This window comes from Bdellovibrionales bacterium (assembly GCA_016716765.1).
In the GTDB taxonomy this organism is placed as follows: Bacteria; Bdellovibrionota; Bdellovibrionia; order Bdellovibrionales; family UBA1609; genus JADJVA01.
On sequence record JADJVA010000004.1, the window covers coordinates 306,694 to 320,715 of the forward strand.

The following is a 14,022-nucleotide window of genomic DNA, read 5'->3' on the forward strand; positions in this document are numbered from 1 at the left end:
TTGCTTGGGTGAGTCTAAACCCTGAAAAGTAAGGTGTTTTATGCGTTCGCCAGTTTATCGAAATTTAGATCGGCCCTTTCAAATCTTGGGATTTAACTCTGCAGAATTAACTGTTCTTTGCATCTTTCTCGTAGGAGGGGGAGAACTCGCTGGCTTTATTGGACTTCATAGGATTTGGGCTCTGGTTTTTACAGTAGTAACTGGATGCTTGTTGATTTGGGTCCGCCGCTCTTTGGGTGATTACTTTGTCCCGAGATTAATTCGCTTCTTGGAACTTCCTAAAGAGATTTACTCTAAATTAATATTTAGATTTATCGTGGAGTAGATTTGAGAAATATTTTTGAATTTTTTAAGCTAAAGGGAAAAGCACCATTGCCTTTTTCTCTGCGTGACTTTTGGAACGTCAGTAGAATTACTGAGCAAGGAATTATTTATTCAAAAAAGGCCACTGGCTTTATGTTTGAAGCCGGAGGATTGGATGGATCATTCTTGTCTTCGGACCAGCGTAAGTTGCTTCATGACGATTGGCGAACTTTGCTGCGTTTGTCCCCTGAAGAGGAAGTTCAAATCGTATTTCGTAAGAGAGTGGAATTTACGCGCTGGATTGAAGACCAATTTAATCAAATTTATCTATCTGACAATCCCTATGGAAGGCGCATTTTGCTTGAAAGACTTTCCGATCAAGTCTCGCGAATGGGCGAGGATCAACCTCAGCTGTTATCCCAAAAAATAATCATCACCTTTTGGACGAGGGAAGAACTGGATGAAGACGCTATCGAAGAAAGACGGCAACTCGTACAATCTCAGTTGAGGGCCTTTGGTTTTTTTATCGGGATTCTAGATAAGGACAAGATTATCACTGAAATCAATTGCAGTGTTCAGGATCTCTCCGTTACAGAGCTACAGCAGCCTGAGTGGCCACACCTAAGAATAGAGGCTGGTCATATTCAAGTTAATGGTGATAATTTTCGAGCCTTAGAAATGACGAAATTGCCCGAGTCTTATACCGAGCTCGGAATGATTCAGGCATTGACGGATTTGCCCTACCCAATAGATCTAAGTGTGCGGATAAAGGGCAGAGACAGTCGGCCTATTATTTCACGACTTGAAAGAAAGAGAAACTTGCTCAACGCTCAAAGATCTAATCGGTCAAGTCCGTCGCCACAAATTGAAAGCCAGATGGAGCAGATTGATCAGGTTCTTCGGAATTTGGCTGACCGTTCGGAAGCAATTTTTGAAATGACAGTGACGCTGGGGTTGAGGTTTCCCCAACATTTGGTCTCACTTCATCGCAAGGCGTTGGCCAGCGTAATGCGTGCAGGGTCACAAATGGATTTTTGTGATTTTGATGAAGTGAGCTTGGGAACATTTGATGCCTATTTAGAGTGTATTCCCGGTTTTTCCGGTAAAAATCTGCGAACCCACACGGTTTTGGGATCAAATGCAATTCACTTTCTACCTTTTTTTCGACCCAGCCAGGGAGACTCAAAATCAGTGGCTACTTTTCAGACGCGAAAAGGGACTTTGTATGGAGTTGACCCTGTTGCAAATCAATCAGCTAACTACAATTGGTTGGTAAGTGGTACTAGCGGATCAGGAAAAAGTTTTTTTGTAAATTCCCTTTTGGCTCAGAGTGCTTCAATCGACCCTAATATCTTTATTGTGGATATTGGTGGCTCCTATAATAAATTGACTCAGTTTCTTGGCGGGAAAGTGAGAAGTCTGGAACCTGGTCAAGGATTTGAGTTGAGCCCATTTTTTCTACCAAAGAGCAAAGATCCTGGTGAAGAAAGAATGCGACGCCAACACATTTTTCAAATCTTCCTTGAGATGTGCAGAATCGATGGCCAACTTCCCTCCATAGAGGTTAGACATCAACTATCGGAGAGTCTTGAAATTATCTTTGAAATGGAAAAGCTTCCAGAACATCCCATTTCGTATTTAATCAGTTTGCTCGGTCAAGTTTCATCTAAAGAGGCGCGCCGATTGATAATGCTGCTTGAACGTTGGGCGAAGAATAATTTCTTTGGTCAGTTTTTGGACAATGACAAAGTGGTTGGCAATAGTGGATCGATTCTAGCTTTTGATTTAAAAGGACTTACTGAATTTGAAGACCTTTCACGAGTGGTACAACTAATAGTTTGTGCAAGCCTTTGGGCTCGTATTCGTCAAACGGATGGAAAGCGATTTTCTTGGATTGTTTTAGATGAGATTGCCTTTTCACTTTTGAAAGTTCAGCCATTGTTTGTAGATGAGCTTGTTTCAACTCTACGCAAGTATTTTGCGGGCGCTGTGATTGTTGTCCAAGATCTAGAAAAAGTCACATCCAGTTTGGCCGGTTCAAGCATTTTGCAAAATACATATTCCAAAGCTATTCTTCAGCAACGTGGAAATCCAAAAATTATTCTGAAGTCCTCTCATTGAGCCAAGTAGATCAGTGGGCCATTGAATCTTTAAGTAGGAAAAAAGGCGCTTATTCTGACATCTTCCTCATTCGTGATACCGATAAAACCGTTATACGTCATGTACCCAGTGAATTGGAATACTGGTTAGCCACAACAGCTCCAGAAGATGGCCAGATTCTCTCCGCTTCGATCGGCAAACACAGTAAAAATTTTCAACAAAGTATGATTGATTTCGTCGAAACTAAACAAGGAGTTGTGAAGTGAGACTTTCTGTTTTGCTCCTTTTGCCTATGGGACTCATGCATTCTTATTATCCGGTCCAGGCTCAGGCAGTCATTTCGCCTCAGTCGCTTCAGCTCCAGCAGCTTATTGAAAAGTCTGAAGAACAGATCAAATCTTTGCGAGAAATGCTTAAATATGAAAAGAGAGATTCAGAGTCTATACAGAATGTCAGCGTTATGCTCCAGAGGTTATCTACAGGAATTGATGATTCTATTGAGAAATTTCAGGGAACTGAGGCCTTTTCCAAAGCTTTGCTAGAGCTACAGTCTAAGAGTGATTTTAAAAAAACATATTCTGATAGCATGGAGGTCAGAGAACGAAATCGACCAGCTATTGAAAAAAATGGTCAAGAGACTTCAGTTAAGAATGATTTTGATGATGTGGTAGCCTTTCAAAAGAGGAGTGTACAAGCTAATAATAGCGATTTGTCTCGCCAGTCCGTTTTGCAAAAGGCTTTGCAATCCGCCCAACCAGGGCTTGTTCCTAAGATTCAGGTAGAAGCACAGTTGGGAAGCTGGCAGGCCAGCACTCGTGTGTCGGCCCAGTTAACTGAACTCCTCTCTGCTATTCATGCTATGCGCGAAGAACTTAGGTCTATGAGGTTGAAGGACGAAGGTCCAAATATTTTGCAATTGCTAGTTAATGGTTCCAAAATGCAAAGCGAAAAACTACAACAGGCGCCTCGACAATGAGTACTGGTGCGAATCAAATTGTAGAGGTTTTTCCAATCAGCAAAGGAGCCTTTGGATTACCAGCAGACTGGTTCGATGTTTACGCTCCAAAGCTCATTCAACCGTCTTTCCTGCTCATGGTTTTACTCTTGATGATATCAATTGGAATACTCGCTTTAAAAAGATTCGAACATGCGCATTTAGAAAAGAAACTGTGGAATATCCCTATTATTATAGTCATAGTATCTTTTTGGCCCCATATTATGTTGTCTACAAAAAATCTGGTGGATATTTTTAACACCTTTTTGATTCGCGATATATTTCAGATAGAATGGAATGGATTTGGTTTTCCAGAGGTTGATTTAGGGTCTAGTATTCTTGAATTTTTGATTAGAGGACTGCCTAACTTATCCTATTGGATCATTTATGCTTTCTATATGATCTATTTTTTCTTTTTTGCGGTTTTGGGTCCCTTTGTTCTAGCTAAGGGGATCCTGTCTGATGAGATTGAAAATTTTCTAGATGTCATAAAGGAAATCGCTGTTCTATTCTTATGGCAAACAACTCTCGCAATTTTGGTGGCCATTATAGCCCCTGATATTGTAAGCGGAAAAGCTTCATCCTCCTATATAAAAGCCAGTGTCTATTTTATGTCGTTGGTCCTATCGGTAATGATTTTTTTCGTTCCACGTATTACCCAGAAATTTGCTGGTCATCTGAGTGCCTCAATGTTTCCTCCAACTGTTCGTGCGTTGGGAGCTATATTTGGAATTTCACTTTCGAGTAGGGCTCTTGCCTCGGTCGGTATCCCAGTCGTGCCTCATAAATGGGAGGCTTTAACCCATAATACATTGATGGTTCGAGAATTTGCGAAAAGTACGAGACACCAACATGAAGTGACAACTCTTGAGGAGGAGAAAAAATTGTTCGAACGGAAATTGGAAACTGTAATTGAGGAAGCATCCGACCACGGATCTGAGCCGTCGCATACGGACGGGCACCCGCCAAAAAACAATGGTGAGCATCATAAAAAGCATGAGGCAAAGGGTGGAGGAGAGGGGCCTCAGTCGAATTTCGTGAAATTGGCAAAAAAAGCAAAGGAAGATTTGAGAAGAAGCCCAGACCATGATGGTAAGGATCATGAATGATGAGAAGATATTTTACCTTGTTTATTTATAGTCTTGTGTTTGTTTTTCTTACTGCTAAATCGGCGGGTCTGTTGGACGGTGTCGCTCAGGCTGGTACAGATGTTCGTGAAGTATCCGCCAGTTCTTGTGACATCATTCAGGTAAACCTAGGCTTGGGCATGACGACTCAAATTGTTTTGGAACAGGAGCCTAAGGTGACCCTTTATGCAGATAAAAAGCATTTTAAAATTACCACAACTTCTTTGTCTCCTCGAAGTCTTGCTATTATCCCATTTGTTGAGTCTTCAGAAATTGAAGCCCTTCAGTCTTCGCAAAACAAGAAGCTTTCCCCCAAAGGGCTAGCTTCGGAATTGGATAAATCCCTCAAGACCAATCTTTTTGTTTTTTTTGACAATAACAACCAGTTGATGTTTCAGCTGAGATTTGTAGAAAAAAATAAAGCGGACTACATAGTCATGGTGAAACAGCTTTTCAAGAAGGGCTGTGGCTTATGAGTCTTGAGGACCTACTAAAGGAGCCCACGAGTTCGTCAGTCTGGAGGACTCAGAGGAGATCATTGATTCAAATTATTTTTGGAATTTCTACGATAAGCATTGCTTTGATTATTGGAGCTGTTTTGCTGTTGAAATACAGAGAGAGCGGTATTAAGACCCAAAAAGCACAGGATATAAAGAAGGCTCAAGAGGTGAGCCTTCTTGCGGAATTAATGCGACTGAAAGCTGAAGCAGTGCAGCTTCAGGGAGAAATTGAAGGTCTTAGGCAGACTGCTATGTCCCCTGCAGGCCAAGTGGAAAGCCCATCGTCACCTGGTGAAAAGGGTGGTCTGAAAGAATCTGGGCTTAGAAAGGCTTATGCTGGTCCAGATAATGCCTCAGTGAAAGTTCTCGATATTGATCCCGGAGAAGGTTTTACGAAGGTAAACGTAGAAAATAAAAATTATTACATTCCGACAGGAGCGGTTTTTCAGGCTCGATTGATCACACCTATCAAGACCTCGGTGTCAAAGACCTTTGTTTTGGCTGAGACGACAAGTGAATACCGTATGGACATGAAACGAAGAATTCCAAAGGGGTCTCGTTTGATCGGGAGAGCTAGGCTTAATCCAGTTTTGAAGGGAGTTGTTGTTGAATTTGATACTCTCGTCTTGCCAAGTGGGATTGAGACCAGATTGGCTGGGCTCGCCTTATCGCGAAATGCGCTGCCCGAGTTAGATGGGCTGTATTTTTCGGATGATTTACAAAATTACGGAACGGCCTTGGCTTTTGGATTCTTAAGCGGATTTGCCGATGCTTCTCGCGAGAGGGAATCTACAGTTTACGGGCTACAGCCAAAACATGATCTCAGTAACCAAGTCCTTTCGGGGATCAGTACAGCTTCATTTCAAGTAGCTGAGGAGATTTTGAGGGATATTCGCAATCGCGCTATTGAATACGTTGTGGTACCAGCAGGAGAACGTGTTTTTGTGGCTTTGACAAGCCGATATGAGTTGTCTGAAAAGGGAGCAAAATGACAAAAAAATGTTTGAACCGGGCGTGGGTTAGGCCAATATTAGGACTGCTTTTTTCTGTGTTAATTTTTATTCAAGCTGGTTGTGCGACCCATGGGAAATCGATAGCAGGTGGAATGTTTACTGGAGCTATAGTTGGAGCAGGTCTGAGCAATCAACTTGTTTATCATGGAAAAGAAAGGCAGTACGAAACCCAAGATACGATTGTGGGTGCTATTTTGCTTGGCCTTATTACTGGTGGTGCTTTGTATTGGCATTATCAGGAGATGGAAGACGTAAAGGTTGAGATGTCGGGAAAATATGCCCGATATAGACTTTGTGATCCTGAGGAGATGCAGTCTGAGTTCTCAAGGCAGATGGAGCAAGGGCAAAACAGTGAAAGCCTCGTTTATCAGTTGCCTAGTAGCCAAATAGGAAAGTTCGCAATTACTTTGGATGATGATACAAGATGGACCTACCCCATTTTTCGCAAACGCTTCTTGCAACCTGAGCGGGGAGAGTTGGAAGTGATCTCGAAGCATTCTGTCTGGGAGATCATTAAACCGGGTAGATTTATTACTCGCACTCAAGACCCCCAATATTTTTTAGAGGAAAAAAGTAAAGACGATAACAAAAAAGGTAAATAGTGAGTGTACCCGCACCGCTTTTAATGTAGCAAGCTAAGGATAGATCTATACAGTGTCTGCAGGCTAATAATTGAATTGAAGCCACCAATGGCGAGTCCTGCATTTTTTGAGGCGTATTTTCGACAAAGAAAGGCGCCCGCTGGCGCAGAGAGAGATCCTCCTAAAACCAGAGCAATCGTGATATTGAGATTAGCCAATCCTATCATTGTGAAGAAGGTTGCCGACTGGCAGATTGTCACAACAAATTCGGCTGCGTTAACTGAACCGACGACAATATGAGATTTGTGTCCGCGACCGAGTAGGGTCGCTGTTACAATAGGGCCCCATCCCCCTCCTCCAATCGCATCAAAAAAACCACCTGCAAGGCCTAAGGGGGCAATCCTTTTAAGAGGAGCTAAGGTGATAGATTTGTTGAGGCTCTTGAAAATAATTCGAATACTCATGATCAGAAGATAAATAGAGACAAGTGCCTTCAATAGGCCCTCTCCCGGGACCTGACTTAAAATATATGCTCCTAGGATGCCCCCTATTGCCCCTGGAATAACTAATTTTTTGAATAGCGCTTTATCGACATTTCCAAATTTTGAGTGCCAGTAGGCTGACATGCCAGTCGTGAAAATTTCGGAAAAATGAACAGTACTGCTTGCTGCCAAGGGTGTCAGTCCTGTGCTCAAAAGCAGGCTTGAGGAAACAACCCCGTAGCCCATACCCAAAACACCATCAAAAAGTTGGGCGATAAAGCCAATCAAAAAATAAATAAGATGATCAGTCATCTCAAGACGATATATTTGCAGATTGGCGATTGTCAAATTCTCAATCTACCGAGGTTCTCGCATGGTAAGTCCTCGCTTGGCTTGGTCGAGGTTATCGAGGTTAGATCAGGCTGCGCTCGCAACAAGCCTAAGGCTTTTTTATTCAAGGCTCCCGGCCAGAATCGAGTAGATAGCTATCTGATGGCTTTTTTGGCTGTATTTCTCGATAATTTGTTCAAATGTTTGATTCGAGTAGCTTACGGGGAAGCCGGGAGCATCACTTGCTAATATCACGCTCTTCTTTGTGTCCTCACGCCAAGATAGTTTGGCGTCAGCAAGGTCCAGCGCATCTAAGATGGCTTCAGGAATATCTTTGTTGCCCTCGCCCGCGTTCAATTCGTCAATGGCCCCGCCAAAAGACCGAGCGCTAGTTGTGAAATCCCTAACAATTTTTGCCACGTAACTATTGTTTTTATCCCGATAAGCAATCAAACTTAATTTGAGATCGGGGTGATTCGATTTATCTTTCAGCTTTTGCAGGATCTCATCCTTTTTTTCTTTTAAATTCTGAATGTCATTGGTCATTGAGTTTGTTGTGTCGATAATCAAAACGACATCATTTCCTGCTGTTCCACGGTCTTTCAATATTATATTCAAAACAGCATCAACGGATTCCGCAAAAGAAGTTGGTCTTGGCGAAAATGTGACAAAACCACCTGTTCGGATTGAAAGTTTTTTAAGATAGTCCAAAGCTTCGACATCAAAAACTCCGCGAAAATCCCAGAGGAAGTCGTCTTGACTTAAAAATTCAGATTTTCCAGAACGTTTTGGGTCAAGAACCAAAAATTGTTCATCTGAATATTTTTTCGCTGCGGAGCGGGCGCCACGAATTTCAGGCGGTGGCACTGCAGGTGGCGGAGGCACTGCAGGTGACGGAGGTTCTGAAGGTGGTGGGGGAGTGGCATCAGTGGCCTGCGGAAAAGGCACTGGAGATGCCGGGATTATTTCAATTGGTTCAGCTTTGTCGTTATCATTATCAACATTTTTCTCTGTGGGTGATTTATCAGGCTCTCTGGGGGCTTCGGGTTCTTCATTCTCACTTTTTGATTCATCTTTATCTGATTGCTTTGGCGATAACGGGGTCGGGGCAGGTGAGTCATGGGAGTCTCGATTGCCTGATTTCGAACACCCAAAAACGAGGATCACAGAGATTACGGAAGACAGTTTGAATATTTTTCTCATCTTTTTTATCCGCCCACCACAAAGCGGGGTCATCTGACAGAGCATCATATCTGTGTCAGATGACCCCGAGTTAGAAAATTATTTACAAGCAAATTACATGCCGCTTCTAGCAGCTGAATTTCAGGAAAAACGAAAAACTATTAGTGTCCTGTTTTTGGCCATTATCCGTCTCAAAATGAAGTCTTAATGTCCATCAATAAAACAGGAAACGAAACAGAATCGCTGTAGCGATTTTGAAGAATTTATTTATAAGATCCCCTTTTTTTTTGATCCTATCTTTGCGAGGCTATAGGCACCTTGATTGTTGTGTGTACGCGGGAAAAGGATGTTTTCGATCACGCAACCAGTCTGATGTCCTAATTTTCAATTTTTAAATTGAGCTATGGGTGGTTTTTTGGTGCGAGCGATTGGTTGTCGTGAGGTCATCCTCAGTTGATTGGTTTTGGAGAGGTTTAAGAAATTGCAATAACAGCCAATTGGCTGAAAGACGGAGAACTCAATATGCGCAAACACAATAATTTCATATTCACATTTATGGTTTTTACGCTCTTAATTACCGGACTGCAGGCTTGCACGGACGAGATTTCCTTAGTTGATATGCCGTCTGAGAAGGCGCAGAGTTTAGCCCTCTTCAGCCTTTCTCCTGAGCAAAATTCCTGCAAGGGAATCCCCGGCGGAATTCCTTGGACGTACGTCGACGGAAGTCTTCCCGTACGAGTAGCTTGTGAGGATGGAACCGAAAATTCCGACTCATATGAGCGCGTGAAAATGTATATTTGTGAAGAGGGTCAGGTGATAGAAGTCGGGGAGTTTAGGGGCCGGTTGCTCCAAGTTGCTCAGTGCCAACGGACTCAATCTAAGTGTGGCGAATATGAGAACGGTCAAGCGCGCAACCTTTTCGATTTTCAAACTGCTTTGTTTCCGTGCCCTGAGGATTCAAATGGCGCTATCGAACTGACCTATTTGGTTCGGACGAGCGAATTGTGCCAAGATGGAAAGTGGAATTCGGAAGGGGCATCGGGAAGAACTATTTACAAGGTTGATGACAGCAGTTGCCAGGTACGTCCTCCTTCGGGACAGGCATGCGGAAATCGTCAACACAATGAAGTTTGGAGCGAACCTACTGACGAAAAGAAGATTGAATCGTGCAAAGCCGATGAGACGGGTCAAATTGATTATAAGAAAACGACGACACAGACTTACACTTGTCTCAATGGGACTGTTTCTAGGACAGCCTATGTTGTTGGAGATTGGGATCTCGTCACCAACAGTTGCCACAAGAGTTGTCCTCAGGTGGGTCTAACCCATGGTCAGTCTCGGTCTTCGACGACCAAACAAACCGAAGTCAAACAGTGCGATGTCAACTACACTGGGCAAATTACTCGGGAACGCATGTACACCGAGACGCTGACATGTATGGAAGGAGTTGTGAACACTCAGGGAAATTATGGGGAGTGGACAGTTCTGCAAGATACCTGCAAAAGAAATTGCGACGATGGACACAAGCACGGAGACAAATGGCGACAGGTTGATACCGAATCCAAAAAGGAAAATTGTGCCAGCGGCTTTTCGGGCGAAGTCGAATACAGAAAAGAGAAGGTCACAAATCTAAGTTGTGACAATGGCAGCATTGTTCGTCATGTCGATCTTGGAGAGTGGTTTGAGGTTGGCAATACATGCAAAAAAATGTGTGAAGGCGGAAGGATTGATGGAGAAAAATGGTCTCATGTGAGATCTGAACAACAAACTGTGAACTGCAGTGAGGGATATCGAGGACAGATTCTTCAGGAAAGACAAATTACCACAGTTTTCCTTTGCACAGTTGGTGCAATATCAAGTAGCGAATTTATTGGGAATTGGATCGATAAAGAGAATTCCTGTGTTCAGCTCTGTCCAAGTGGCCGCAGCGAGGGTGAGACGTGGAGCGAGATCAAAGAAAGCACTGACAGCCTAAATTGTCCCGTAAATCAAATTGGAGAAATTGTTCGCAAAAGCAAAATAAATCAGCACTATTTGTGCCAGAAGGGCCAAGATAGGTTTGTGAAGTCAGAAATAATTTCAAGCTCTGAAGTCAAGAATTGCAGACCCTTTAATGTCTCGGGTCGGTGTGCTGGGGACTCTCTTTTTGCTACCGAAGTGCAGGGGCGCAGAGATTGGGTCCGCAAGTGCAAGGATCATCCTGAAATAAAATTTTTCTTTGATATGGGGGGGGAGAAACTCTATACCCATCGAAATCACTATCCATCTTTTGGTTACATCAAAAATGACAAGGTGACTAAATCATGGAAAGCTCCTGTGAAATCTTCGTTTGCCTGTGATATTCCAGACGGAGTGAAGTTACTTGGCTTGTGCACGGCAGGCTGTTTCACAGAAAATCAAAATATCCTTTTTGGTGGAAACAAGTATCAAGGCATTCGTTCTGCGATGGAAAACTCAGTGAAGGAAGTGATGGTGGTTCATCCCGAGAGCTTCCTTGAAGACTTGCGTTTGGTTGGGGAGAAAATCAATCGATTTATCGTCGATTTGGCTCCAGCCAATCAGACGATACTTGAATTTAGAACTGCCAGTGGCGGCCGTATTCAAGTGACAGAGAGTCACCCCATGTTAACTGAGAACGGTCGATTGGTAGATGCCCAGACTCTCAAGGTAGGCAAGAAGCTCATTCTTTATAATGGACGACCCGATGTTATTGTGGCCATTCGCAAATTCGAAATATTTGGCAAAGTCTATAATCTCTATCCTCAGTCACAAGAACTTCATAAGAATTTGATTGTGGCCCAGGGATTCATAAGTGGATCAGCCTTTTATCAAAGCGAAGGAAATGAGTATATGGGGCGAGTCATCCTGCGCCATGCTTTGGTCGAGGATCTATTTCCTCGCAGCGCTCAGTCCAAGGCTAAAAAATGAGCCTAAAAAGTCGTAACATAATAGTTATTTGTTCGATCCTCTTCACTGCGGTGATAGGGGGTCGAATACTCCTGAATAATTATTTTCAAAGTGGCTTAAAAGTTTCACATTTAAAGTCGAGTTTTGGGTTTGGGATTGATAAGAGTTCTGAGAATAAGCAAAACTCCCTGGAATCTCCGTCGGTTGCTACGAGTTCTCTCCCTTCAGGTCCGAGTGAACAGAAGGGAGAGCAAAAAAGGGCGAGTGCATTTTCATCAGAAAGAATATTGAATCCGGAGCAAGTTTCTGAGGTTTTGTCCCAATCCTCAGTTTCTGTAGCTCCGACTCTCAAGCAATTCTTTGAATTGAAGAGGAACTGGCTTCGCAATGAGTTTGAATTGGCCGCTTATCAAGAGCTTCTGAGTGATACCGCTCAGATTCGTGCTGTGGGGGATTTTCTCTTGCAGGGCTCAAGAGAATCTCTCGATTCTTCTGACGAAACTCTTCGATATGCTGCTGTAGAGTTTCTCAATGAGTCCCTTCATTATGATCAAAATCCGTCAAGGTATGAGTCCCAGAATACGGTAAAGCAAATTATTTTGGCTCAAAATATTCAGGCGAATATGCCTCGAGATCTCAAAGTCTCCCTTGCTGGAGATAAAGTCGAGTTGTCGATGCAGTATGCTCTTAGTTTTCCTGAATCTCGTCGGGAACTTCTAGAGCAAGCAAATGAGACAAATAAAAAAATTGTGAAACGCGCCATTGACTATGTTGGCAATCCTCAATGAATTGGCTACAAATTTCTGTGATCGGAGCGCCATGTTGGTTTCAATTATCTGAGCTTCAGTTTTATTTTCACGAGGTCCGGTGAGTCTCAATTATTATTTTTTAAGGTTCCACTCCACCTTCACCGAAAAGAAGTTTTGGGGGTGGAAAGATGGAAGTTTGTATATCCAAAAATAGATTAGCGTCAACGAGTGGACTTTCCTGCGTACTTTTACTTTTTTTAGCATCTTGCGGTCAGGCGGCATCGCCTACTTCATCCGTGAACCAGCAAACGGCACAGAAAGAAGTTGTTGTTGAGCAACAAGAACATCCTCAATCGGGGGTTTATCCGAAGCCCTTCACTCCTCCTGCTTTGACAAGAGGATTGAAATGGGTCAGGTCTCATTCGATGTTTTTATCAGGTCTCAATGTGAATATGGGAGAGCCTCCGCCTGAAGCCGTGAATGACTACCTTGATCTCTTTAAGGCCAGTGCCGTTCATACCTGGGAAACAGGCTTGCCATTTGAAATTGCAGGGTGGCGCAAGCATCGTGCGAACCTCCCATTTGTTTCTTGGGTCAATCAGCTCGGAAATAGCTGGTCCAACGGGCAGTTCATGGGAGGCCTTCCTCCTGGTCTATCAGGACGAATTGGTTTTCAGATCGGTGATGAACCCTCTGAGATGAGTGATCTTCGCGAGATGGCTGACACGATAAACAAGGTTCGAAAGTACGATCCAGACGCTTTGCTTTATGTTAATTTCGGAAACATTTCTGGCAATAAGAACTACAATGAAATGGTGGATTATTACGGAAAAATGGATGCGGACCTGATCAGCTATGATTGGTATTCACGCCAACAAAGAACTTACAAACCTCTTGAGGGCATTCGCAAAGAGGGTCTTAAATACAACAGGCCTTATTGGAAGTACTTGAGATCGTACATAGACCAACCAAAAGATAGAATGACCGAAAGTGATGCCCGTTGGGACGCTTTTGGTGGAGTTCTTTATGGGTTCACAGGATTCACTTGGTTTCTGTATCAAGTATCGCCGAAGGAATCTGACTTAAATGCGATTCTTTTTGAGGAAAACGCAAATTTTCATGCAAAGAAAACGGCCATGTACACTGTGATATCAAATATCAATCGAGAATTGGTTGAGTACGGAAAAGTAGTCACTCAGCTGACAAGCACGGATGTTCGCTACAGAGCTTCGCTCTTACAGCCGCGAGGGACCAAGGCTTGGTCTTACGGAGCAGGCGATGACCCTTACATAAGGAGTATTCGACCTGCCTCTAAAGAATACTTTCTTGATTTATCGATTGGCTTTTTTCGCGACGATCGAGGGGAGCTCTATACCATGATTCAAAACACTCGGCATGCGAGCGCCGACTTTCCTTTGGGAACGATCAAATCCGGTCGAGTAGAAGTAGATTTCTCCATTAATCCAAATTACGCTAAAGCAGATCAATTGCTTTGGCTGAATACTAAATCCGGTCGTGAAGAAATTGTGTCCCTCAAATCCTTGGGTAACAATGTCTATCGACTTGAGGTCTCTCTGCCAGCTGGGGAGGCGATGATGTTCAAGTATGTGACGGGAAAACCTTTTGCACGCCGATGAGAGAAGACAGTTCAAGGCGGAGGGTCTCTGAGCTAGGTTGCTGGAATCAGCGGCCTAGCTTTTGCAAGGTTCGATAAGATGTCTATTCATCTGGGCAAATTTTTCTTATTCTTCCTT

The 14,022-nt window shown here is 43.3% G+C and carries 13 protein-coding genes; 11 read left to right on the top strand and 2 right to left on the bottom strand.

Features of this window, described 5'->3' with window-relative positions:
- The first annotated feature begins 40 nt into the window (after positions 1-40).
- The 8 genes from IPL83_02620 (at position 41) to IPL83_02655 (ending at position 6,639) form a co-directional block, all read left to right on the top strand.
- Positions 41-325 (top strand): hypothetical protein, encoded by a 285-nt coding sequence (locus tag IPL83_02620; protein MBK9038048.1) that lies wholly within the window; start codon positions 41-43, stop codon positions 323-325.
- A 2-nt stretch (positions 326-327) separates the two neighbouring features.
- Positions 328-2,424: a hypothetical protein gene (locus IPL83_02625; protein MBK9038049.1), complete on the top strand. Its 2,097-nt coding sequence runs from the start codon at positions 328-330 to the stop codon at positions 2,422-2,424.
- Positions 2,421-2,669, top strand: coding sequence for a hypothetical protein (locus IPL83_02630; GenBank protein ID MBK9038050.1), 249 nt, complete (start codon positions 2,421-2,423; stop codon positions 2,667-2,669). Before IPL83_02625 ends, IPL83_02630 begins: the two co-directional genes overlap by 4 nt.
- Entirely contained in the window at positions 2,666-3,379 is a 714-nt protein-coding gene (locus IPL83_02635; protein MBK9038051.1) for a hypothetical protein, read from the top strand. Before IPL83_02630 ends, IPL83_02635 begins: the two co-directional genes overlap by 4 nt.
- The gene (locus IPL83_02640; protein MBK9038052.1) at positions 3,376-4,506 is read left to right on the top strand and encodes a hypothetical protein; all 1,131 of its coding nucleotides are present in this window, start codon (positions 3,376-3,378) and stop codon (positions 4,504-4,506) included. The genes IPL83_02635 and IPL83_02640 overlap by 4 nt, the downstream gene beginning before the upstream one ends.
- Complete coding sequence (locus IPL83_02645) at positions 4,503-5,000, top strand: hypothetical protein (GenBank protein MBK9038053.1); 498 nt, start codon at positions 4,503-4,505, stop codon at positions 4,998-5,000. The genes IPL83_02640 and IPL83_02645 overlap by 4 nt, the downstream gene beginning before the upstream one ends.
- A 62-nt stretch (positions 5,001-5,062) precedes the next feature.
- Entirely contained in the window at positions 5,063-6,016 is a 954-nt protein-coding gene (locus IPL83_02650) for a TrbI/VirB10 family protein (GenBank protein ID MBK9038054.1), read from the top strand.
- Positions 6,013-6,639 carry a hypothetical protein gene (locus tag IPL83_02655; protein MBK9038055.1) on the top strand — a complete coding sequence of 209 codons (627 nt, stop codon included), beginning with the start codon at positions 6,013-6,015 and terminating at the stop codon, positions 6,637-6,639. The genes IPL83_02650 and IPL83_02655 overlap by 4 nt, the downstream gene beginning before the upstream one ends.
- A gap of 20 nt (positions 6,640-6,659) precedes the next feature.
- On the opposite strand, the gene IPL83_02660 is transcribed toward IPL83_02655, so the two are convergent.
- Positions 6,660-7,448: a sulfite exporter TauE/SafE family protein gene (locus tag IPL83_02660; GenBank protein MBK9038056.1), complete on the bottom strand. Its 789-nt coding sequence runs from the start codon at positions 7,446-7,448 to the stop codon at positions 6,660-6,662.
- Positions 7,449-7,550: 102 nt separating this feature from the next.
- Positions 7,551-8,633, bottom strand: coding sequence for a VWA domain-containing protein (locus tag IPL83_02665; protein ID MBK9038057.1), 1,083 nt, complete (start codon positions 8,631-8,633; stop codon positions 7,551-7,553).
- Between the two features lie 501 nt (positions 8,634-9,134).
- On the opposite strand from IPL83_02665, the gene IPL83_02670 reads away from it, so the two are divergent.
- From IPL83_02670 to IPL83_02680, 3 genes are all read left to right on the top strand, one after another.
- Positions 9,135-11,540 carry a hypothetical protein gene (locus IPL83_02670; GenBank protein MBK9038058.1) on the top strand — a complete coding sequence of 802 codons (2,406 nt, stop codon included), beginning with the start codon at positions 9,135-9,137 and terminating at the stop codon, positions 11,538-11,540.
- Positions 11,537-12,307: a hypothetical protein gene (locus IPL83_02675; protein MBK9038059.1), complete on the top strand. Its 771-nt coding sequence runs from the start codon at positions 11,537-11,539 to the stop codon at positions 12,305-12,307. Before IPL83_02670 ends, IPL83_02675 begins: the two co-directional genes overlap by 4 nt.
- A 149-nt stretch (positions 12,308-12,456) precedes the next feature.
- Positions 12,457-13,905, top strand: coding sequence for a hypothetical protein (locus IPL83_02680; GenBank protein ID MBK9038060.1), 1,449 nt, complete (start codon positions 12,457-12,459; stop codon positions 13,903-13,905).
- Positions 13,906-14,022 lie beyond the last annotated feature (117 nt).

Bases quoted from the DNA above. Each gene is read 5' to 3' on its own strand.
- IPL83_02670 (MBK9038058.1), top strand. From the start codon at position 9,135: ATGCGCAAACACAATAATTTCATATTCACATTTATGGTTTTTACGCTC.
- IPL83_02655 (MBK9038055.1), top strand. From the start codon at position 6,013: ATGACAAAAAAATGTTTGAACCGGGCGTGGGTTAGGCCAATATTAGGA.
- IPL83_02640 (MBK9038052.1), top strand. From the start codon at position 3,376: ATGAGTACTGGTGCGAATCAAATTGTAGAGGTTTTTCCAATCAGCAAA.
- IPL83_02665 (MBK9038057.1), bottom strand. From the start codon at position 8,633: ATGAGAAAAATATTCAAACTGTCTTCCGTAATCTCTGTGATCCTCGTT.
- IPL83_02680 (MBK9038060.1), top strand. From the start codon at position 12,457: ATGGAAGTTTGTATATCCAAAAATAGATTAGCGTCAACGAGTGGACTT.
- IPL83_02645 (MBK9038053.1), top strand. From the start codon at position 4,503: ATGATGAGAAGATATTTTACCTTGTTTATTTATAGTCTTGTGTTTGTT.
- IPL83_02620 (MBK9038048.1), top strand. From the start codon at position 41: ATGCGTTCGCCAGTTTATCGAAATTTAGATCGGCCCTTTCAAATCTTG.
- IPL83_02675 (MBK9038059.1), top strand. From the start codon at position 11,537: ATGAGCCTAAAAAGTCGTAACATAATAGTTATTTGTTCGATCCTCTTC.